Raw genomic sequence first — 22,366 nt, forward strand, 5'->3', positions numbered from 1 at the left:
ATCGCCCCCACAGCACCGCCGCCGCACTGCCCGCACCACGACCGACGCTCCACGACTCGACGAGGAGTCCACCGGATGAACCGCGCCTTGGCGGTTGCCCTCGCCACCAGCCTGCTCGTCGCCGTCCCCGCGACCGGGGCGGCTGCGGAGGCCGACTACACGATGACGATCGACCCGTCCGGCAAGGGCGCGACGATCGACGACACCATGTACGGCGTCTTCTACGAGGACATCAACCGCGCAGCCGACGGCGGCCTGTACGCCGAGCTGGTGCAGAACCGCTCCTTCGAGTACGACCCCGCCGACAACGCCGCGTACACCGGCCTGACCTCCTGGGCGCCCACCGGCGGCGACCCGCGGGTCGTCGACGACGACGGCCGCATGAACGAGCGCAACCGCCGCTACCTGGAGCTCGGGCTGCCCTCGGGCGTCATCAACTCCGGCTACAACAGCGGGATCAACGTCGAGCAGTCCGCCCGCTACGACTTCTCCGTCTGGGCGCGCACCGACCAGGCCGCGGGCGCCAAGCTGTCCGTCGCGCTGACCGACCCGGCGGGCAAGGAACTGGCCCAGTCGCTCAGCCTCACCGTGCGCGGCGACAAGTGGGCCAAGTACACCGGCTCGTTCCGCGCCCGCACCTCGTCGGTCACCGGCAGGCTGCTGGTCAACGGCACGGGGTCCGGCACCCTGCGGCTGGACATGGTCTCGCTCATCCCGCAGGACACCTTCAAGGGCCACGGGCTGCGCGAGGACCTCGCGCAGAAGATCGCCGACCTCAAGCCCGGCTTCGTCCGCTTCCCCGGCGGCTGCCTGGTCAACACCGGCAGCCACTACGGCTACGACCAGTCCTCGAACTTCGAGCGCCGCCGCTCGTACCAGTGGAAGGACACCATCGGCCCGGTCGAGACCCGCGCCACCAACTGGAACTTCTGGGGCTACAACCAGTCCTACGGCCTCGGGTACCACGAGTACTTCCAGTTCTCCGAGGACATCGGCGCCACGCCGCTGCCCGTCGTGCCCGCGCTGGTCACCGGCTGCGGCCAGAACCGCGCCACCGACGACCCGCAGCTGCTCCAGCGGCACGTCCAGGACGCGCTCGACCTCATCGAGTACGCCAACGGCCCCGCCGACTCCACCTGGGGTCGCAAACGCGCCGAGGCGGGCCACCCCAAGCCGTTCAACCTCAAGTACCTGGCCGTCGGCAACGAGGAGAACCTGCCGAACGAGTACTTCGCCAGGTTCGTGGAGTTCAAGCGGGTCATCGAGGCCGAGCACCCGGAGATCACCATCGTCGGCAACTCCGGGCCCGACTCGTCCGGCGCCACGTTCGACCGGCTGTGGGAGCTGAACCGCGCCGAGGGCACCGCGCTGGTGGACGAGCACTACTACCGCGCGCCGGAGTGGTTCCTGGAGAACAACAACCGGTACGACTCGTACGACCGCAACGGCCCCAAGGTGTTCCTCGGCGAGTACGCCTCGCGGGACAACAAGTGGTTCAACGCGCTGTCCGAGGCCGCCTACATGACCGGCCTGGAGCGCAATGCCGACGTGGTCAAGATGGCGTCCTACGCGCCGCTGCTGTCCAACGAGGACTACGTGCAGTGGAAGCCGGACATGATCTGGTTCAACAACCACGCGTCGTGGGGCTCGCCCAGCTACGAGGTGCAGAAGCTGTTCATGACCAACGCGGGCGACCACGTCGTGCCCAGCACCGCCTCCGGGACGCCCTCCGCGCTGGAGCCCATCACCGGCGCGATCGGCCTGTCCACCTGGGCGACCGCCGCCAGCTACGACGACGTGAAGGTCACCGCGCCGGACGGGGCCACGCTGTTCTCCGACGACTTCTCCGCCGGGGACGCGAACTGGACCAGGACGTCCGGCGGCAGCTGGGCGGTGCGGGACGGGAAGTTCGCCCAGTCCGACGCCGTCACCGAGAACACCCTCGTCACGGCGGGCGACCGCTCCTGGCGCGACTACGACGTGACCGTCAAGGCCACCAAGCAGTCCGGCAAGGAGGGGTTCCTGCTCGCCTTCGGCGTCAAGGACACCGGCAACTACTACTGGTGGAACGTCGGCGGCTGGAACAACACCCAGTCCGCGGTCGAGAAGCACGTCAACGGGGCCAAGAGCGCGGTGATCACCGACTCCACCTCGGTGGAGACCGGGCGCGAGTACGAGCTCAAGGCGCAGATCCGGGGCCGGGAGGTGACGCTGTTCCTGGACGGCGTGAAGTGGGGCGAGTTCAGCGACGACAAGGTGGTCGAGCCGTTCCGCCAGGTCGTCACCCGCGACGCCAAGACCGGCGAGCTGATCGTCAAGGTGGTCAACGCCCAGGCGAACGCCGCCCGCGCGAAGCTCGACTTCGGCTCCAAGGCCAAGATCTCCGGCACGGTCAAGGCCACCGTGCTCAAGGGCTACGCCGACGACGTCAACACCGAGTTCTCCCAGCCGATCCGGCCCACCGAGGAGAAGGTGAAGGTCTCCAACTCCTTCACCCACACGTTCCCACCGCACTCCGTGACCTTCCTCCGCATCAAGGACAGGAGCCGTCAGTGAGCACGCTCGACCGCAGGTCACTGCTGCGCGCCGGAGGGGCGCTCGCCGCCGCGAGCACGCTCCCCGCGCTCGGCGCCACCACCGCGTCGGCCCAGGAGCCGGCGAGAACCGCTGCCGCGCAGGGGGTCTCGGCGCAGGCCGTCCCCGGCCAGGCGGCCATCGACGTCACGCCCGCGCTCCCCACCCGCAGCCCGCTGGTCGAGCAGCGCGCCGACCCGTTCGTCACCCCGCCCACCGACGGCATGTACTACCTGACCGGCTCGGTCCCGGAGTACGACCGCATCGTCATCCGGGGCGCGTCCACCCTCGACGGCCTGACGACCGCCCGCGAGCGCACCATCTGGCGGCGGCCGACCTCCGGCAAGCTGGGCGGCTACATCTGGGCGCCGGAGCTGCACCGCATCGACGGCAAGTGGTACGTCTACTTCGCCGCGGGCGACTCGGACGAGCCGTTCCGCATCCGCACCTACGTCCTCGAATCGGCCAACGCCGACCCGCGCGCCGACGGCTGGGTGCTGCGCGGGCAGGTGACCACCGCCTGGGACACCTTCACCCTGGACGCCACCACGTTCGAGCACCGGGGCAAGCGGTACTTCCTGTGGGCGCAGAGCGAACCGGGCATCGCCACCAACAGCAACCTCTACATCGCCGAGATGGCCTCCCCGCTCGCCCTCAAGTCCGCGCCGGTCCGGATCGCCGTCCCCACGCTGAGCTGGGAGATCCAGGGCTTCAAGGTGAACGAGGGCGCCGCGGTGCTGATCCGCAACGGCCGGGTGTTCGTCACCTACTCGGCCAGCGCCACCGACTCCCGCTACTGCATGGGCCTGCTCACCGCCGACGAGAACGCGAACCTGCTCGACGCGCGCTCGTGGACCAAGTCGCAGACCCCGATCTTCACCACCAACACCGAGACCGGCCAGTACGGGCCCGGCCACAACTCGTTCACCACGGTCGACGGCGCGGACGTCATGGTCTACCACGCCCGCGACTACCGGGACATCACCGGCGACCCGCTGTTCGACCCGAACCGGCACGCCCGCGTGCAGCGGGTGCACTGGAACGACGACGGCACCCCGTCGTTCGGCGTCCCGGTCGGCAAGGGCGGCCCCATCAGCCGCCTGTCGCCGCTCGACGCGCCGACCCTGTTCGTGCGGCACTACGACTACAAGCTGCGGGTGGACGGCAACGTGCGCACCGTCGCCGACTCGCAGTTCCGCTTCGTGCCGGGCTTCTTCGGCGCGGGCACGGTCGCGCTCCAGTCGGTCAACTACCCCAACCGGTACGCGCGGGTGGTCGACGGCGTGACCATCCGAGTCGACCCGTACGAGGACAGCGACGCCTACGGGCGCGCGGCCAGCTTCGTCCGGGTCGAGGGGCTCGCCGACAAGACGGCGGTGTCGCTGCGCCCGCACGACAGCAGGACCGGGTACCTGTCGCACGACAGCGGCAGGCTCGTCGTGGCCGAGCCGGGCAGCTCCGACGCGCGCAAGCGCGCGACGTTCAAGGTCGGGTGATCCGGGTGCCGTTACCGAGGAGGGGTTTCCTGCTCGCGGGAGGCCTCGCGGCGACGGCCCCGCTGGTGGGCGCGGGGGTGGCCTCGGCCGCCCCCGCGGCCCCCGCCGGGGGTTCCACCGACGCCGCCGCCGGGAGTGCCGCGACCGGGAGCGCCGCCGGGGACTCGTTGCCCCTCAACGCCTTCCGGCTCGACCAGGTCGCGCTGCACGACAGCCGCGCCGCCCTCGACGCGCCGCCGCGAACCCCCGCCGCGCGGGGGAAGTTCGGCGGCGCGGCCCTGCACCAGCGCGGCTGCCACCAGTACGTGGAGCTGCCCGCGCTGCCCACCGGCCGGTTCACCTTCGCCGCCTGGGGCAAGCCCACCCACGCCTCCACCTGGGCGCGCGTGCTCGACTTCGGCGACGACGACACCCGCTACCTGTACCTGGCCGCCCGCAACGGGAACGGCGTGCCGCGCTTCGCGATCACCGCCACCGGCCCCGGAGGCGAGCAGGGCGTCGACGCGCCGACCCCGCTGCCTGCGGGGGAGTGGAGCCACCTCGCGCTGAGCGACGGCGACGGCGACGGCGACGGCGACGCCGACGGCGCGGCCACCCTCTACGTCAACGGCGCGGCCGTCGGCAGCACCGCCGTCACCACCCCGCTCACGGGCCTCGCGCACCACTGGCTCGGCCGCTCGCACTTCGCCGCCGACCCGGTCTTCGCGGGCGCGTTCGACGAGATCAGCGTGTGGTCGCGGGTCCTCACGCCCGACGAGGTCGCCGCCGCCGCGACCAGGCCCGCTGGCGGCGACGTCGCCGCGCACCCGTGCGACGAGGCCGGACCGGCGCTGCGCGACCTGCGCGCCCGCACCGGCAAGCCCGAGCACCTCGCGCCGGCGCGGATGTTCGACCTCGACGCGCTCATCGACGCGTGCGCCGAGAACCGGGACGTGCTCGCCGGGCTGCACGCCAACCAGCACATCCCGATCTTCACCGGCCTGGTCCGGCTGCGCGAGGCCACCGGAGAGCAGCGCTACCTCGACGCGGCGCGGAACTTCTGGGACATGGTCGTGCCGCGCAGGCTCTACCGGATCGGCGGCACCAGCACCGGTGAGTTCTGGCGCGCGCCCGGTGTGATCGCGGAAACCCTGGCGGACGACAACGCCGAGACCTGCTGCGCGCACAACATGCTCAAGCTCGGCCGCGCGCTGTTCAACCAGATCCTCGGCTCCAAGCAGGACGCGCCGAGCGCGGACGTCCCGCTGATGACCTACTTCATCGGACTCGCCCCCGGATCGGTGCGGGACTTCACGCCCGAGCAGGGCGCCACGTGCTGCGAGGGAACGGGACTGGAGAGCGCCGCCAAGTACCAGGACTCGGTCTACTTCCACGACGAGAAAACGTTGTACGTCAACCTTTTCGCGCCGACAACCGCGCACTGGAACGAAACGACGATCACCCGTGGCGCCCATTTTCCCCACGAGCGGGGGACTTCGCCCGGAATCGGCGGGAAGGGCGGCCGGGTCACGATCAAGGTGCGGGTGCCGTCGTGGGCGCGCGGGGCCTCCGCCTCGCTCAACGGGCGACCGCTCGCGGTCCCCGCGGCGGGCCCTACCTGGTGGTGGCGCGCGACTGGCGGCGCGGTGACGTGCTGCGACTGCGCACGCCGTGCCACCTGGTGGCCGAACCGACCCCGGACCGGCCGGAGGTCCAGGCGCTCGGCTACGGGCCGGTGCGCCTGGTCGCCCGCGACCCGCGCGCCGAATTCCTGGAACTCGCGCTGCACCCGCACGCGACCCCGTCCGGCGACCTCTCCCGCGCGCTCCGCCCGATTTCCGGGAAACCGCTGCACTTCACGCTCGGCGGGATCGAGTTCGCGCCGTTCCACGAGGGCACGACCGACCCGTTCCACTCCCACTTCCGCCGGGTGGAACCGACGATCGCGTTCGGCGGCGTCGATTCAGGGGCGCCGAACGAGGGCGGTTTCCTTGACCGGGTCCGGGAAGCCGCGCCATTCCGCGACCGGGCGTCGTTCCTGCGGCACGTCCACCGGCTCACCGCGGACCACCCCGAGCGGGCGCGCATCCGCGACGCGGCGGCGAGCGGCCGAATGTCGGAACACGATGTCCGAACGGTGGACAATGGACGGTGACGACTCCTACGGTGGTAGACCATTGTTATCGCTAACACTTGTGGCTTCCCGGCCGATTGGCCGCAGTGCTTGATCAGCTGAGTTGAAGGTGGGGCAGGAGTGGACAACAGGACCACGCGCGATCCCGCGATGACGGACGTCGCGAAGCTGGCGGGAGTGTCCCACCAGACCGTGTCGCGCGTGCTGAACGGCCACCCCAACGTCCGCGAGCAGACCAGGCTCCGGGTGCGGGCCGCGATCGCGGAGCTGGGCTACCGGCCCAACCGCGCGGCCCGCGCCCTGGTCACCGGGCGCTCGCAGGTCATCGGGGTGGTCGCGCAGAACTCCACCCTGTACGGGCCCGCCTGGCTGCTGGCGGCGGTCGAGCAGGCGGCGGCGCAGGCGGGGTTCGCGGTCAGCGTCGGGCTGGTCAAGAGCCTGGACCGGGCGTCGATCTCCGAGGCCATCGAGCGGCACCGGGACCAGCGCGTGGCGGGCATAGTCGTCATCGCGCCGACCGACTCGGCGAGCGCGGCGCTGGCCGACGTGCCGGACGGCGTGCCGCTGGTCGCGGTCGACGGCGACCCCGCGCGGGCCTCGGCGCTCGTGACGGTCGACCAGGAGGCGGGCGCGCTCGCCGCCGTGCGGCACCTGCTGGACCACGGGCACCAGACCGTGTGGCACGTGTCGGGGCCGCCGGACTGGTACGACAGCGAGGGCCGGGTGCGCGGGTGGCGCCGGGCGCTGGAGGAGGCGGGCGCCGAGGTGCCGCCGGTGGTCGCGGCGGACTGGAGCGCGGCGTCCGGGTACCGGGCCGGGCTGATGCTGGCGCGGATGCCGGAGGTGACGGCGATCTTCGCGGCGAACGACCACCTGGCGCTGGGCATCCTGCGGGCGATGAGCGAGCGCGGCAGGCGGGTGCCGGACGACGTGAGCCTGGTGGGCTTCGACGACGTGCCGGAGGCGGCGTTCTTCATCCCGCCGCTGACGACCGTGCGGCCGGACTTCGACGCGGTGGCGCGGGAGACGCTCGGGCTGCTGCTGGCCCAGGTGGCCGGGACGGAGCTGGGCGAGCCGAGGCGGACCGTCGCGCCGAGCCTGGTGGTCCGCGACAGCGTCGCGCCGCCTCGGGGCTGAGCGGGAGGGCCCGGCGGGTGGCGGGTGGACCGGGTCGGCCCGCGCCCACGCGTACGGGCGCGCGTCGCGTCGCCCCCGTGCCGCCCGGCGCGCCTGCACCGCCCAGCGTGCCCGCACCGCCCGGCCTGCCGCCGCGCTGCGAGCCGCCGAGCCGGATCGCTCGCCCGAGCCCTCTCGTTCGGCCGTCCCCCATCCGAGGGTTTCCGCGTCCGCCTGACGGGGAATCTGTGCCTCGAAGTGATCGCGTCACCCCACACCGGTGACGCTTCCGACCCAACCGCCGCCCGTTCCGGTACCCAGCGTGACCAAGTTGTAGCCCTGGGGGAGTAGCGTGTGTCACACGCCCCCTGTCCAGGACCAACCGCGCCGGGTAACGCGCGGGTTGCTCGTGCGCCCTCCGCAGTCGTGCGCGTTCACATCACGGTTAAGCCCATGTTGCAACGGGGTCTTGACGGGCTGAATGTTAGCGATAACACTCCTCGCTCATGGCGAATGATCCCCTGGTCGTGGGAGTCGATTTCGGCACGCTGTCCGGCCGCGCCGTCGTGGTCCGGGTCAGCGATGGCGCCGAGCTCGGCACCGCGGTGCACGAATACCGGCACGGTGTGCTCGACCGGACCACCCCCGGTGGACGGGCGCTGCCCCCCGAGTGGGCCCTCCAGGTCCCGCAGGACTACGTCGACGTCCTGCGCAACGCGATCCCCGCCGCGATCGCGGACGCGGGCGTCGACGCCGCCGACGTCATCGGCGTGGGCACCGACTTCACCGCCTGCACGATGGTCCCGGTGAACGCAGGCGGCACGCCGCTGTGCGAGCTGCCCGAGTTCGCCGACCACCCGCACGCCTTCGTCAAGCTCTGGAAGCACCACGCCGCCCAGGGCCAGGCCGACCGGATCAACCGGCTCGCGCAGGAGCGCGGCGAGTCCTGGCTGCCCCGCTACGGCGGCCTGATCTCCTCCGAGTGGGAGTTCGCCAAGGGCCTGCAGATCCTCGAAGAGGCCCCCGACGTCTACGCCGCGATCGACCACTGGGTCGAGGCCGCCGACTGGATCGTCTGGCAGCTCACCGGCACGTACGTGCGCAACGCCTGCACCGCGGGCTACAAGGGCATCTACCAGGACGGCGGCTACCCGTCCGAGGAGTTCCTGGCCGCCCTGAACCCCGGCTTCGCCGACTTCGTCTCCACCAAGCTGGAGCACCCCCTCGGCCAGCTCGGCGACCGCGCGGGCGGCCTGTCCGCCGAGGCCGCCGCCTGGACCGGCCTGACCGAGGGCATCGCCGTCTCCGTCGGCAACGTCGACGCGCACGTCACCGCGCCCGCCGCGCAGGCCGTCGAGCCCGGCCAGATGGTCGCCATCATGGGCACCTCCACCTGCCACGTCATGAACGGCGACCACCTCGCCGAGGTGCCCGGCATGTGCGGCGTCGTCGAAGGCGGCATCGTCCCCGGCCTGTGGGGCTACGAGGCCGGTCAGAGCGGCGTCGGCGACATCTTCGGCTGGTTCGTCCAGCACCAGGTGCCCGCCTCGTACCACGAGACGGCCCGCGAGCGCGGCATCTCCACCCACGAGCTGCTCACCGAGCTGGCCGCCGAGCAGAAGATCGGCCAGCACGGCCTGGTCGCGCTCGACTGGCACAGCGGCAACCGCTCGGTCCTGGTCGACCACGAGCTGTCCGGCGTCGTCGTCGGCCAGACCCTGGCCACCCGCGCCGAGGACACCTACCGCGCCCTGCTGGAGGCCACCGCCTTCGGCACCCGCGTCATCGTCGACACCTTCACCGACGCGGGCGTCCCGGTGACCGAGCTGGTGATCGCGGGCGGCCTGCTGCGCAACAAGCTGCTCATGCAGATCTACGCCGACGTCACCAACCTGCCGCTGTCGGTCATCGGCTCCGAGCAGGGCCCCGCGCTCGGCTCCGCGCTGCACGCCGCCGTGGCCGCGGGCGCCTACCCGGACATCCGCGCCGCCGCGCTGGCCATGGGCTCCCTGCTCAAGGACGTCTACCGGCCGATCGAGGCGAACGTGCAGGCGTACGAGCGCCTGTTCACCGAGTACCAGGAGCTGCACGACTACTTCGGCCGCGGCGCCAACGAGGTCATGCACCGCCTGAAGGCCGGCCGCCGCGAGGCGCTGGGGGAGGAGAGCTGACCGTGTCCGCCATCGCCGACATCCGGAAGACCGTCGCGTCCCTGCACGCGCAGCTGACCAAGTACGAGCTGGTCATCTGGACCGCGGGCAACGTCTCCGCGCGCGTGCCCGACCAGGACCTGATGGTCATCAAGCCCTCCGGCGTCTCCTACGACGACCTCGGGCCCGAGGCCATGGTCGTCACCGACCTGCACGGCAACCTCGTCGAGGGCGACCACTCGCCGTCCTCCGACACCGCCGCGCACGCCTACGTGTACCGGCACATGCCCCACGTGGGCGGCGTCGTGCACACCCACTCGACGTTCGCCACCGCGTGGGCCGCGCGCGGCGAGTCCATCCCGTGCGTCATCACGATGATGGCCGACGAGTTCGGCGGGGACATCCCGGTCGGCCCGTTCGCGCTGATCGGCGACGACTCGATCGGCCAGGGCATCGTCGAGACCCTCGCGGACAGCCGCTCGCGGGCGGTCCTCATGCACGGTCACGGACCCTTCACCATCGGCAAGGACGCTAAGGACGCGGTGAAGGCTGCCGTGATGCTGGAGGACGTGGCGCGCACCGTGCACCACGCGTTCCAGCTCGGCAAGCCCGAGCGGATCGCGCAGGAGCACATCGACAGCCTCTACGCGCGCTACCAGAACGTCTACGGGCAATGAGCCCACGAGGAGGACGCACGATGCCCGCCGCGGCGACACCCCAGGTCTGGTTCCTCACCGGCTCCCAGCACCTGTACGGCCCGGAGACCCTGGATCAGGTCGCCGACCAGTCCCTGCAGATCCAGCGGATGCTGGCAGACGCGGGCCGGATCTCGGCCGAGATCGTCAGCAAGCCCGTGCTCACCGACTCCGGCGCCATCCGCAAGGTGATGCTGGAGGCGAACGCCGACCCGAGCTGCATCGGCGTCATCGCGTGGATGCACACGTTCTCGCCCGCCAAGATGTGGATCACCGGGCTGGACGCGCTGCGCAAGCCGCTGCTGCACCTGCACACCCAGCTCAACGAGTCCCTGCCGTGGTCGACCATCGACATGGACTTCATGAACCTGAACCAGGCCGCCCACGGCGACCGCGAGTTCGCGTTCATCCAGACCAGGCTGGGCGTGCCGCGCAAGACCGTCGTCGGCCACGCCACCGACCCGCGCGTGCTCGGCCGGGTCGACGCGTGGGTGCGGGCGGCCACGGGCCACAACACCCTGCGGAACCTGCGCCTGGCGCGCTTCGGCGACAACATGCGCGACGTCGCGGTCACCGAGGGTGACAAGGTCGAGGCCGAGCTGCGCTTCGGCGTCTCGGTCAACACCTACGGCGTCAACGACCTGGTGGCCGTGGTCGACGCGGTCGGCGAGGACGAGATCGACTCGCTGGTCGCCGACTACGCCGAGCTGTACCGGCTGGCGCCCGAGCTGGCCAAGGGCGGCGACCGGCACGACTCGCTGCGCTACGCGGCCCGCGTCGAGGCCGGGATGCGCCGCTTCCTGGTCGACGGCGGCTTCGGCGCGTTCACCACGAACTTCGAGGACCTCGGCGGGCTCCGGCAGCTGCCGGGCCTGGCGGTCCAGCGCCTGATGGCCGACGGCTACGGCTTCGGCGGCGAGGGCGACTGGAAGACCTCGGTGCTGCTCACGGCGATCAAGGCCATGGGCGAGGGCACCGGCAAGGGCACCTCCTTCATGGAGGACTACACCTACCACCTGGTGCCCGGCGAGGAGAAGATCCTCGGCGCGCACATGCTGGAGGTGTGCCCGACCATCGCGAAGGACACCCCGTCCTGCGAGATCCACCCGCTCGGCATCGGCGGGCGCGAGGACCCGGTCCGCCTGGTCTTCGACGCCGTCGAGGGCCCGGCCACCGTGATCGGCATGTCCGACCTCGGCGACCGCTTCCGCCTGGTGGCCAACGACATCGACGTCGTGGCCCCGGACGAGCCCCTGCCCGCCCTGCCGGTGGCGCGCGCGGTCTGGAAGCCCGCGCCGTCGCTGGCCGTGTCCGCCGAGTCCTGGCTGACCGCGGGCGGGCCGCACCACACCGTGCTGACGCAGGCCGTCGGCTCCGAGGTCCTGCGGGACTTCGCCCAGATGTCGGAAACCGAACTGGTGCTGATCGATCAGGACACCACCACGGAGCAGTTCGCGGACCGGCTCCGCTGGAACCAGGCGTACTACCGCCTGGCGCAGGGGCTCCGCTAACGAGCCCGGTCGAACCCCGCTGGTCCAGACCACTACTCTGCGTCGTCAGGACAGGTCGTCAGGACCGGTCGTCAGGACCGGCGGGGTTCGCCACCCTCGGCACCACCGCGCCAGCACCACCGGCGCGGGCAACACCGCCACGCAACACCCGGAGGAGAAACAATGAAGTTTCCGAAGATCGTCGCGGCGTTCAGCGCCGCGGCGCTGGCTGTGTCACTGTCGGCCTGCGGGTCGGCGGAGAAGACGGTGGACCAGAAGGGTGGGGACACCGAGGGCGCCCTCGTCGGCGTCACGATGCCCACCAAGTCGTCCGAGCGCTGGGTGCACGACGGGGACAACATCAAGAAGGCGCTCGAGGACAAGGGCTACAAGGTCGACCTCCAGTACGCCGAGAACCAGATCCCGACCCAGGCGAACCAGCTGGAGAACCAGATCACCAAGGGGGCCAAGCTCCTGATCGTGGCCTCCATCGACGGCAAGGCGCTCAGCAACCAGCTGGAGCAGGCCAAGGCCCAGAACATCCCGGTCATCTCCTACGACCGGCTGATCCTGGACTCGCCGAACGTGGACTACTACGCCTCGTTCGACAACTTCAAGGTCGGCGTCCAGCAGGGCACCTCGCTGCTGACCGGCCTCAAGGTCATCAACGCCGATGGCTCCCCCGGCTCCGCGACCGGCCCGCTGAACATCGAGCTGTTCGGCGGCTCGCCGGACGACAACAACGCGCCGTTCTTCTTCAAGGGCGCGATGTCCGTCCTCCAGCCGCACATCGACAAGGGCACCCTCGTCGTCAAGAGCGGCCAGAAGGACTTCGACATCGCGGCCACCCTGCGCTGGGACCCGGCCACCGCGCAGCGCCGCATGGAGGACCTGATCACCTCCACCTACTCCGGCGGTGAGAAGATCGCGGGCGTGCTGTCCCCGTACGACGGCATCTCCATCGGCATCCTCTCGGCCCTCAAGTCCAGCGGCTACGGCACGGCGGGCCAGCCCTGGCCGATCGTGACCGGCCAGGACGCCGAGGTCGCCTCGGTCAAGTCGATCATCGCGGGCGAGCAGTACGCCACCGTGCACAAGGACACCCGCAAGCTGGCCGACGTCACGGTCAAGATGGCGGAGTCGCTGCTCAAGGGCGAGAAGCCCGAGGTCAACAACGAGACCGACTACAACAACGGCAAGAAGGTCGTCCCGGCCTACCTGCTCGACTTCGTCGCCATCGACAAGTCGAACTGGGAGAAGGAGCTCGTGGAGACCGGCTACTACACGGCGGATGAGCTGAAGTAACGATGACCGACGACATCCTGGTGATGCGCGGCATCACCAAGAGGTTCGCGGGGGTCACCGCGCTGAGCGACGTCAACTTCGCCGTTCAGCGCGGTGAGATCCACGCGATCTGCGGGGAGAACGGCGCTGGCAAGTCCACGCTGATGAAGGTGCTCTCCGGGGTGCACCCGCACGGCTCCTACGAAGGCGAGATCGTCTACGACGGGCAGCCGGTCGCGTTCTCGACCGTCCGCGACAGCGAGCGGCTCGGCATCGTGATCATTCACCAGGAGTTGGCGCTCGCCCCGCAGCTCTCCATCGCGGAGAACATGTTCCTGGGCAACGAGCGCGCCTCCAAGGGCCTGATCGACTGGAACAGGACCAACCACGAGGCAGCCGAGCTGCTGGCCCGCGTCGGCCTCCGGGAGAACCCGGTGACGCAGGTCAGCGACATCGGCGTGGGCAAGCAGCAGCTGGTGGAGATCGCGAAGGCGCTGTCGAAGGAGGTGAAGCTGCTCATCCTCGACGAGCCCACCGCGGCGCTCAACGACGAGGACTCGGCCCACCTCCTCGACCTGCTCGAAGGGCTGCGGGACGAGGGGATCACCTCGGTGATCATCTCGCACAAGCTCAACGAGATCACGCGGATCGCGGACAACATCACGATCCTGCGCGACGGCAGGACCATCGAGACGCTGCCCGCCGAGGGGCTCAGCGAGGACCGGATCATCTCCGGCATGGTCGGCCGCGACCTGGAGAACCGCTACCCGCCCCGTGAGCCGAAGATCGGCGACGAGGTGCTGCGGATCGAGGACTGGACGGTGCACAGCCCCGTCCAGGCCGACCGGGTCGTGGTCGACAAGGCCTCGCTCACCCTGCGGCGCGGCGAGATCGTCGGTCTCGCCGGGCTCATGGGCGCGGGCCGCACCGAGCTGGCGATGAGCGTGTTCGGCCGGACCTACGGCAGCAACATCTCCGGCAAGGTCTTCAAGAACGGCCAGGAGATCAGCACGAAGACCGTGGACCAGGCGATCGCCCACGGCATCGCCTACGTCAGCGAGGACCGCAAGCGGTACGGGCTCAACCTGATCGCCGACGTCCAGCGCAACATCTCCGCGGCGGCGCTCCGCAAGCTCGCGCCCAAGAAGTGGGTGAACGAGAACGAGGAGCACTCCGTCGCCGAGAAGTACCGGCGGAGCATGAACATCAAGACGTCCAGCGTGGCGACCACGGTCGGCACGCTGTCCGGCGGCAACCAGCAGAAGGTCGTGCTGGCCAAGTGGATGTTCACCGACCCCGAGGTGCTGATCCTCGACGAGCCGACCCGAGGCATCGACGTCGGCGCGAAGTACGAGATCTACACGATCATCAACGAGCTGGCCGAGCAGGGCCTCGCCGTGCTGGTGATCTCCTCGGAGCTGCCGGAGCTGCTCGGCCTGTGCGACCGCGTGTACGCGCTGTCGTCCGGCCGGATCACCGGTGAGGTGGACCGCGCCGAAGCAACCCAGGAACGCCTGATGCAGTACATGACCCAGGGACAGATGACATGAGCACCGCCAAACTCGACCCGCCGGTCGCGCCCGCGGCTCCCGGCGCCCGGAACAAGTTCTCGATCAACATCCGCCAGTCCGGCATCTACGTGGCGTTCGCGTTCATCGTGGTGCTGTTCTCGGTGCTGACCGACGGTGCGCTGCTCACGCCCCAGAACATCTCCAACATCATCGTCCAGAACTCCTACGTGCTGATCCTCGCGATCGGCATGATCCTGGTGATCATCGGCGGGCACATCGACCTGTCGGTGGGCTCGGTGGTGGCGGTGACCGGCGCGGTCTGCGCGGTGCTCACCGTGAAGATGGGGCTGGCCTGGCCGCTGGCGGTGCTCATCACGCTCCTGGTGGGCGCGATGATCGGCGCGGCGCAGGGGTACTGGATCGCGTACTTCGGCATCCCCGCGTTCATCGTGACGCTCGCGGGTATGCTGGTCTTCCGCGCGCTCAGCATGACCGTCCTGGGCAACCAGGGCATCGGCCCCTTCCCGGACCAGATCCGCACGCTGGCCAACGGCTTCACCGAGGGCTACCTCGGCAACGTCGCCCTCGGCCCGCTGGGCGGCGCGGACCTGGTGTCCCTGCTGGTCGGCCTCGCCTGCGTCGCGGCCTACGCGTTCTCGCAGCTGCGCAAGCGCCAGGCGCGCCTGGGCTACAAGCAGACCGTCGAGCCGATGGGCGTGTTCGTCGCCAAGATCGTCGGCATGGCGGTCATCGTGCTCGCGGTCGTGGTGCAGCTCGCCCGCTTCCGCAACCTGCCGTGGGTGCTCGTGCTGCTCGCGGCGCTGGCGCTGGGCTACTCGCTGCTCGCCAACCGCTCGGTGTTCGGCCGCCACATCTACGCGATCGGCGGCAACCTCCAGGCGGCGCAGCTGTCCGGCGTGAAGACCAAGCAGGTCACGTTCTGGCTGTTCGTCAACATGGGCGTCCTGGCCGCGCTCGCCGGCGTCATCTTCGCCGGTCGGCTCAACCAGGCCGGTCCGACGGCGGGCAACTCGTTCGAGCTCGACGCGATCGCGGCGGCCTTCATCGGCGGCGCGGCCGTGCAGGGCGGTGTCGGTAAGGTGGTCGGCGCGATCACCGGCGGCATGATCATGGGCGTCATCAACAACGGCATGTCCCTGATCGGTTCGCCCAGCGAGCAGGTGATGCTGGTCAAGGGCCTCGTCCTGCTGGCCGCGGTCGCCTACGACGTGTGGACCAAGCGCCGCTCGTGACCTGACCCGGTCGGGTGTTTACCACCACCGCGCCCGCCGCGACAATCTCTCACATGAGGTTGCTCGCGGCGGGCGCGGTGCTGTGCGTGGCGGTGGTGTCGGCGACGGCGATCCCCGCGGTCGCCGCGCGGTCGGGGGGAGCCGTGGACTACCACGAGTGGAGCGCGGGCTCCCTGGGCCAGGGGACGTCCGAGGGCGTCCTGGCCGGGCGGGACGGGCTGGAGCTGGTCCGGCCGGTCGGCCGCGTCGAGCGGGAGGGGCGGGCGTACGAGTACGCGCGCTGGACCTCGCCGGTGCGGCGGCTCGGCTTCCCGGCGACCCAGGCGGTGGCCTCGTGGAACGCCCGCACACCCGCCGGGACCTGGATCCAGGTGGAGTTCCGGTCGGTCGGCGAGGGCTGGACCAGCGGCTGGTACGTGCTGGGGCGCTGGGCGTACGGGGACGCGGACATCAAGCGCGCCACGGTGTCCGGGCAGTCGGACGAGCACGGCTCGGTGGACGTGGACACGTTCGTCGCCGGGGAACCGCTGGTGGCGCACCAGGTCCGGGTGACCCTGCACCGCGCGGTCGGGCAGGTCGCGGCGCCCTCGGTGTCGCTGGTCGGGGTGATGGCGTCGGCGGTGCCGGACCGGTTCACCGTGCCCGCCAGCAAGCCGGGTTCCGCGCGCGGGATCGAGCTGGCCGTGCCCCGGTACTCGCAGAACGTGCACCTGGGGGAGTACCCGGAGTACGACGGCGGCGGCGAGGCGTGGTGCAGCCCGTCGTCCACCGAGATGGTCGTGGAGTACTGGGGGCGCGGGCCCACGCCCGAGGAGACCTCGTGGGTCGACCCGTCGTACGCGGACCCGACCGTGGACCACGCGGCAAGGCACACCTACGACTACGACTACCGGGGCGCCGGGAACTGGCCGTTCAACACGGCGTACGCGGCGCACTTCGGGCTCAGGGCGCACATCACCCGGCTGACCTCGCTGCTGGAGCTGGAGCGGCACATCGCGCGCGGCGTCCCGGTGATCACCTCGCAGGCGTTCCAGGCCGACGAGCTGCCGGGGGCGGGGTACTCGACGGCCGGGCACATCATGGTCGTGGTCGGGTTCACCGAGCGGGGCGACGTGATCGCCAACGACCCGGCCTCGCCGGACAACCCGTCGGTGCGGCGGGTGTACCCCCGGCGGGCGTTCGAGAACGTGTGGCTGCGGACCAAGCGGCCCCTGCCCGGCGGCGGCGTCGGCGGCGGGTCCGGGGGGATCGCGTACATCATCCAGCCCTGAGCGCTGCGCTGGGCGCCGGGCCGGGTGGCGCCGCCCAGGCTGAGCCGGTCGGCCGATCCGGTCGCTCGGGCCCGCCCCTCTGCCGGGCGGCTCTGCCAGGGCGCCCTGACCGGGTCTGGTCGCGGCGCCCCGCTCGGGTCGTGCGGCGCTCCCACCCGCCCGGATTCGCCGTCAGGTGGGAAGGTTCCGGTCCCGTTCCACCTCGCTGAACGCCACCTCACCCCGGCACGGGCCCGCGCCCGCCCACTGAGAAAGCGCTTTCCAGAAGGGGTTGACCCGTCGCGCTCGCATCCGCTTCACTCGATTCACACCTGGGAGCGTTTCCAGTACTGAGGTCCCAGAAGCGAGATGAAGGAGCAACGGTGCTCACCAACTCGTTCCGCGCGCGGTTGGGCGCGGCCGTCGCCGCCGCCACCGCGCTGAGCGGCGGACTGGTCGTCGTGGGCACGGCTTCGGCCGCCCCAGCCTGCAAGGTCGACTACACCGTGCAGAACCAGTGGCAGGGCGGCTTCTCCGCCAACGTCACCGTCACCAACCTCGGCGACCCCGTCGACGGGTGGTCCCTCGCCTGGACCGCCGCCTCCGGCGAGAAGGTCGACCAGGGGTGGAACGCGGCGTTCTCCTCCTCGGGCACGTCGATCACCGCGTCCAACGTGGACTGGAACAGGGCCATCCCCACCGGTGGCTCGGTCTCGTTCGGGTTCAACGGTTCCCGGACCGGCGAGCCGGTCGTCCCGTCGAGCTTCGCGCTCAACGGCACCACGTGCACCGGCGGCGTCGCGCCCACCACGACCACCACCCCCGGCGGCCCCACCACCACGACCGGGCCGACCACCACGACCACCGGCGGCGGCACCGCGCCGCTGCCCGACCCGACCGGGCGCAAGCAGGTCGAGCGGCTCGACCGCGGCCTGATCAGCGTCCGCTCCGGCAGCGGCAACCTGGTCAGCTGGCGGCTCCTGGGCGGCGACCCGCAGAACGTGGCGTTCACCGTCTACCGGGGCGGCGCCAAGCTCACCGCCTCGCCGATCACCGGGTCCACGAACTACCTGGACAGCGGCGCGCCGGCCGACGCCTCCTACACGGTCCGCGCGGTGGTCAACGGCGTCGAGCAGCCCGCGTCCCCGGCCTCGCTGGCCTTCGGCAACGGCTACCGGGACGTGCCGATCCAGCCCCCGTCCGGCTCCTACGCCGCGAACGACGCGAGCGTCGGCGACCTGGACGGCGACGGGGTCTACGAGTTCGTCCTCAAGTGGGAGCCCAACAACGCCAAGGACAACTCCCAGTCCGGCGTCACCGACGTGGTCTACGTCGACGCCTACAAGCTCAACGGCGCCAGGCTGTGGCGCGTCAACCTGGGCCGCAACATCCGGGCGGGCGCGCACTACACCCAGTTCCAGGTCTACGACTACGACGGCGACGGCAAGGCCGAGGTGGCCATGAAGACCGCCGACGCCACCGTGGACGGGCGCGGCACGGTGATCGGCAACGCCTCCGCCGACCACCGCAACTCCTCCGGCTACGTGCTGGCGGGCCCCGAGTACCTGACCATGTTCAACGGCCAGACCGGCGCCGCGATGTCCACGGTCGACTACGACCCGCCGCGCGGCACCGTCGCCGACTGGGGCGATAACTACGGCAACCGGGTCGACCGGTTCCTCGCCGGGACCGCCTACCTGGACGGCGCACGCCCCTCGCTGATCATGGCTCGTGGGTACTACACCCGCGCGGTGATCGCGGCCTGGGACTTCCGCAACGGGGCGCTCACCAAGCGCTGGGTCTTCGACTCCAAGGCCTCCGGCAACAGCGGCTACGCGGGGCAGGGCAACCACTCGCTCACCATCGGCGACGTCGACGCGGACGGCCGGGACGAGATCGTCTACGGCGCGGCGGCCGTCGACGACAGCGGCAAGGGCCTGTGGAACACCGGGCTCGGGCACGGGGACGCCGCGCACCTGGGCGACCTCGACCCGTCGCGGGCGGGCCTGGAGTACTTCAAGGTCGACGAGGACACCTCCAAGCCCGGCTCGTTCTTCGCCGACGCCCGCACCGGTTCCCGCGTGTGGACCACGGCGTCCGGCGGCGACAACGGGCGCGGCGTCGCGGGCGACATCTGGGCGGGCAGCCCCGGAGCCGAGGCGTGGTCGGCGCGGGACGCGAACCTGCGCAGCGCCAAGGGCGCGGAGATCGGGCGCAAGCCCGGCTCCATCAACTTCCTGGCCTGGTGGGACGGCGACCCGGTGCGGGAGCTGGTGGACCAGACCCGGATCGACAAGTACGGCACCGGCGGCGACACCCGCCTGCTGACCGCCTCCGACGTGCACAGCAACAACGGCACCAAGGCCACCCCGTCGCTGTCCGGCGACCTGTTCGGCGACTGGCGCGAGGAGGTGGTGTGGCCCACCACGAACAACACCGCGCTGCGGATCCACTCCACCCCGCACCAGACCGACCGGCGCATCCCGACCCTGATGCACGACACCATGTACCGGGTCGCGATCGCCTGGCAGAACACGGCCTACAACCAGCCGCCGCACCCGAGCTTCTTCATCGGCGACGGCATGGCCACCCCGCCCTGGCCGGACGTCCACTACTGAGCCAGGGGCAGCTCCGGCACGACCGTTGGTGAACCGAACGTTCCCGGCGCCCGTTGACCCCAGCGGGCGCCGGGAGCGGCAAGCCCGTCTCCGCCGCCGCGAGGAAACGTCCCCTAGCGAGGAGAACCGGCTCATGGTGAGGAAGAAGGTCAGCGGGGCAGCCGCCGCGATCGGCGTCGCGGTGCTCGGCGCGGCCCTGGTCCACGCGGTGGTCGACCCGGCCCCCGCGTCGGCCGCGGACTGCGGCAGCGGCACGTACCACGCCGAGGTGACCAAGTCCGGGAGCACCTGGACCGCCAAGCGGGGCAGCACGACCGTGCACACCGGCACCGACATGCGCGCCGCCATGCAGGCCGCCGCGGGCGCGCTGACGTCCGGGCGCACCAGCAAGGAGCGCCTGGTGGTGCGCGGTTCCGGCACGATGAGCGCCGGGTCGCGGTTCTCGCTGCCCAGCTACACCGCGCTCGACGTGTGCGGCACCATCAACGTCACCGGCAGCGGCAGCGGCGACCAGGCCCCGGTGTACGCGCGCGGCGTCACCGACGTCGAGATCCAGCACCTCAACGTCACCGGGACGCCGCTGTACGGCATCTTCATCCGCAACGCCACCAACGTCGTGCTCGGCCAGATCGACATGCGGCTGTCCAGCGGGCTCGGCGTGCGGATCGACAACCGGGGCGACACCTCGGTGCGCACCAGGAACGTGCGCATCGACAACGTGTACGTGTCCGGCGCGTCCAGCCACGCCGTGGAGACCTACGGGCTGGACGGGCTGACCGTCGGCACGGTGACCGCGCGCAACGTCGGCGAGTCCGGGCTGCTGCTCAACGACACCATCAACGCGAACGTCACCCTGGTCGACGCGGACGGCGCCGGGACCGGCACCGGGTACGCGGCGTTCCGCACCGCCAACCGGAACGGGCGGATCAACAACGCCTACCCGATCAACGTCCGGGTCGGGCAGGTCATCGCGCGCGGCGGCGGGCGCGGGGTGTTCTGCGTGTCCGAGAGCGGCGGGCTGCAGATCGACCGGGTGGACATCGCGAACACCGGCAGCAACGCGATCCTGATCGAGAACTGCTACAACGTGAACCTGGCCGCGCAGAGCGGGACCGTGACCGGGCCCGGCGACATCAGGCTGGCCTCGCGGTCGGAGTTCCCGGTGACCAAGGACGTCGTGGTGCAGAACCTGCGGGTGACCAACTCGGCGATCACCGAGAACCCGTGCGGCACGAACACCACGTTCCGCAACAACACGCTCGTCAACAGCAAGCAGACGATCTGCTGATCCATCCGAAGTGGACGGTCGTCGACCGTACTCGGTGGATGGTGTGTGGCGGACTGCGGGGCCCCGGCGCGCGATCGCCGGGGCCCTCCGCGCGTCTCAGCCGTTCTTGACGGCCAGCTCGCCCAGCTCGGACCAGGTGTCCTGGGGGACCTTGGCGTTGATGATCCTCGGGGTCTCCACCAGGTAGGGCGGCAGCTCCTCCTGGGCGTTCCTGAAGTGCGCCGAGTTCACGTGCTCCACGGCCGCGTCGTCGTCCCTGAACGCCTCGACCAGCACGTACTCGTTCGCCACGTCCAGGCTGCGGGACCAGTCGTACCACAGGCACCCGGCCTCGGCGCGGGTCGCCTCGGTGAACGCCCGGCTGATCTCCGGCCAGTTGTCGGCGTGCTCGGGCTTGACCAGGAACTTGGCGGTGATGAAGATCATGACGCTCCCTCGGCGTTGGTCGCCTGAACGGTTCGGGCTCGGGCCTCGGGTCGATCCTCGCACAGGCCGGGGTGTCCGGCTCGCAGGTGGTTGACCGGTTACCGCGCGCTGCCGCCGGTGCTCTCCCGCACCCGCAGCGCGAACGGCGCCCGCACCTCGCGCGGCTCGTCCGCCTCGCCCGCCACCCGCCTGCGCAGCAGCTCCACCGCCTCGCGCGCGATCGCCGCCTTGTCCGGGGCGACCGTGGTCAGCGACGGCAGGCTGAACGCGCCCTCCTCGGTGTTGTCGAACCCGACCACCGCCACGTCCTCGGGCACCCGCGCGCCGCGCTCGGCCGCCGCCCGCAGCGCGCCGGTCGCCAGCAGGTCGTTGAAGCAGAACACCGCGTCCGGCGGTTGCGGCAGCGCCAGCAGGGCCGCCATCGCCTCGGCGCCGTCGCGGCGGTGGTAGTTCGCCACCCGCGCCACCAGCTCCTCGCGCACCGGCAACCCGGCCCGCGCCAGCGCCTCCCGGTACCCGGCCAGCCGCTGCGCCGCCGTGCCGCGCGCCGGGTGCGCGCCGATCGCGGCGATCCTGGTGCGCCCCAACGACACCAGGTGCGCCACCGCCTCGCGCGCCGCCAGGACGTTGTTGATGCCCACCCGGTCCAGGCGCGCGTCCACCGAGTGCTCGCCCAGCAGCACCACCGGCACCGCCGGGTCGCCGAAGTCCGCCGCCGTCAGCGCTTCCGGGCTCACCAGCGCCCCGTCCACCAGGTGCGGGCCGAGTGCGGCCAGGGTGGCGCGCTCGCCCTCCCGCGTGCCCTGGGTCTGCTCGATCAGCACGTTCCAGTCGTGCTCGCGCGCGGCCGTGAGCACCTGGCCCGCCAGCTCGCCGAAGTACGGGATGCCCAGCTCCGGCACCACCAGCGCGACGAACCCGGTGCGGCCCCTGCGCAGGTTCCGCGCGCCCAGGTTCGGCCGGTACCCGGTCGCGGCCAGCGCCTGCTCGACGCGGCGGCGGTTCTCCGGCTTCACGAAGCTGTGGCCGTTCACCACGTTCGACACCGTCTTGACCGAGACGCCCGCCAAGGTGGCGACGTCCTTGAGGGTTGTGGCCACCC

General features: G+C 71.1%; 15 protein-coding genes. 13 read left to right on the forward strand and 2 right to left on the reverse strand.

What is annotated here, in order from left to right; genetic code table 11:
• The first annotated feature begins 75 nt into the window (after positions 1-75).
• From AMIR_RS09320 to AMIR_RS09380, 13 genes are all read left to right on the forward strand, one after another.
• Complete coding sequence (locus AMIR_RS09320) at positions 76-2,556, forward strand: alpha-L-arabinofuranosidase C-terminal domain-containing protein (RefSeq protein WP_015800694.1); 2,481 nt, start codon at positions 76-78, stop codon at positions 2,554-2,556.
• Positions 2,553-4,070: a family 43 glycosylhydrolase gene (locus AMIR_RS09325; protein WP_015800695.1), complete on the forward strand. Its 1,518-nt coding sequence runs from the start codon at positions 2,553-2,555 to the stop codon at positions 4,068-4,070. The genes AMIR_RS09320 and AMIR_RS09325 overlap by 4 nt, the downstream gene beginning before the upstream one ends.
• A 5-nt stretch (positions 4,071-4,075) precedes the next feature.
• Positions 4,076-6,277, forward strand: a complete 2,202-nt coding sequence (locus AMIR_RS09330; protein ID WP_143760681.1) for a beta-L-arabinofuranosidase domain-containing protein — start codon at positions 4,076-4,078, stop codon at positions 6,275-6,277.
• Positions 6,278-6,303: 26 nt separating this feature from the next.
• A complete protein-coding gene (locus tag AMIR_RS09335) occupies positions 6,304-7,320 on the forward strand; it encodes a LacI family DNA-binding transcriptional regulator (RefSeq protein WP_015800697.1) in 1,017 nt (338 codons plus the stop codon).
• Between the two features lie 485 nt (positions 7,321-7,805).
• On the forward strand, positions 7,806-9,470 hold the full coding sequence (gene araB, locus AMIR_RS09340; protein ID WP_015800698.1) for a ribulokinase: 1,665 nt from the start codon (positions 7,806-7,808) through the stop codon (positions 9,468-9,470).
• 2 nt (positions 9,471-9,472) lie between these two features.
• The gene (locus AMIR_RS09345; protein WP_015800699.1) at positions 9,473-10,126 is read left to right on the forward strand and encodes an L-ribulose-5-phosphate 4-epimerase; all 654 of its coding nucleotides are present in this window, start codon (positions 9,473-9,475) and stop codon (positions 10,124-10,126) included.
• 20 nt (positions 10,127-10,146) lie between these two features.
• A complete protein-coding gene (araA, locus tag AMIR_RS09350; RefSeq protein WP_015800700.1) occupies positions 10,147-11,655 on the forward strand; it encodes an L-arabinose isomerase in 1,509 nt (502 codons plus the stop codon).
• 162 nt (positions 11,656-11,817) lie between these two features.
• Complete coding sequence (gene chvE / locus AMIR_RS09355) at positions 11,818-12,939, forward strand: multiple monosaccharide ABC transporter substrate-binding protein (protein WP_015800701.1); 1,122 nt, start codon at positions 11,818-11,820, stop codon at positions 12,937-12,939.
• Positions 12,940-12,941: 2 nt separating this feature from the next.
• On the forward strand, positions 12,942-14,468 hold the full coding sequence (mmsA, locus tag AMIR_RS09360; protein WP_015800702.1) for a multiple monosaccharide ABC transporter ATP-binding protein: 1,527 nt from the start codon (positions 12,942-12,944) through the stop codon (positions 14,466-14,468).
• A complete protein-coding gene (gene mmsB / locus AMIR_RS09365) occupies positions 14,465-15,682 on the forward strand; it encodes a multiple monosaccharide ABC transporter permease (RefSeq protein WP_015800703.1) in 1,218 nt (405 codons plus the stop codon). The genes mmsA and mmsB overlap by 4 nt, the downstream gene beginning before the upstream one ends.
• Positions 15,683-15,735: 53 nt before the next feature.
• Positions 15,736-16,953 (forward strand): C39 family peptidase, encoded by a 1,218-nt coding sequence (locus tag AMIR_RS09370; protein ID WP_015800704.1) that lies wholly within the window; start codon positions 15,736-15,738, stop codon positions 16,951-16,953.
• Between the two features lie 362 nt (positions 16,954-17,315).
• Entirely contained in the window at positions 17,316-19,550 is a 2,235-nt protein-coding gene (locus AMIR_RS09375; RefSeq protein ID WP_015800705.1) for a rhamnogalacturonan lyase family protein, read from the forward strand.
• Positions 19,551-19,683: 133 nt separating this feature from the next.
• Positions 19,684-20,838, forward strand: coding sequence for a hypothetical protein (locus AMIR_RS09380; RefSeq protein WP_015800706.1), 1,155 nt, complete (start codon positions 19,684-19,686; stop codon positions 20,836-20,838).
• Between the two features lie 96 nt (positions 20,839-20,934).
• Here AMIR_RS09380 and AMIR_RS09385 read toward each other — a convergent pair whose 3' ends face one another.
• Positions 20,935-21,264: a putative quinol monooxygenase gene (locus AMIR_RS09385; RefSeq protein ID WP_015800707.1), complete on the reverse strand. Its 330-nt coding sequence runs from the start codon at positions 21,262-21,264 to the stop codon at positions 20,935-20,937.
• A 98-nt stretch (positions 21,265-21,362) separates the two neighbouring features.
• Positions 21,363-22,364, reverse strand: a complete 1,002-nt coding sequence (locus AMIR_RS09390; RefSeq protein WP_015800708.1) for a LacI family DNA-binding transcriptional regulator — start codon at positions 22,362-22,364, stop codon at positions 21,363-21,365.
• Between the last annotated feature and the right edge of the window lie 2 nt (positions 22,365-22,366).

The sequence above is a fragment of the Actinosynnema mirum DSM 43827 genome, assembly GCF_000023245.1.
GTDB lineage: Bacteria > Actinomycetota > Actinomycetes > Mycobacteriales > Pseudonocardiaceae > Actinosynnema > Actinosynnema mirum.

Coding starts and splice junctions, on each gene's coding strand:
- AMIR_RS09320 (WP_015800694.1), top strand. CDS start 76: ATGAACCGCGCCTTGGCGGTTGCCCTCGCCACCAGCCTGCTCGTCGCC.
- araB (WP_015800698.1), top strand. CDS start 7,806: ATGGCGAATGATCCCCTGGTCGTGGGAGTCGATTTCGGCACGCTGTCC.
- araA (WP_015800700.1), top strand. CDS start 10,147: ATGCCCGCCGCGGCGACACCCCAGGTCTGGTTCCTCACCGGCTCCCAG.
- chvE (WP_015800701.1), top strand. CDS start 11,818: ATGAAGTTTCCGAAGATCGTCGCGGCGTTCAGCGCCGCGGCGCTGGCT.
- mmsA (WP_015800702.1), top strand. CDS start 12,942: ATGACCGACGACATCCTGGTGATGCGCGGCATCACCAAGAGGTTCGCG.
- mmsB (WP_015800703.1), top strand. CDS start 14,465: ATGAGCACCGCCAAACTCGACCCGCCGGTCGCGCCCGCGGCTCCCGGC.
- AMIR_RS09370 (WP_015800704.1), top strand. CDS start 15,736: ATGAGGTTGCTCGCGGCGGGCGCGGTGCTGTGCGTGGCGGTGGTGTCG.
- AMIR_RS09380 (WP_015800706.1), top strand. CDS start 19,684: ATGGTGAGGAAGAAGGTCAGCGGGGCAGCCGCCGCGATCGGCGTCGCG.
- AMIR_RS09385 (WP_015800707.1), bottom strand. CDS start 21,264: ATGATCTTCATCACCGCCAAGTTCCTGGTCAAGCCCGAGCACGCCGAC.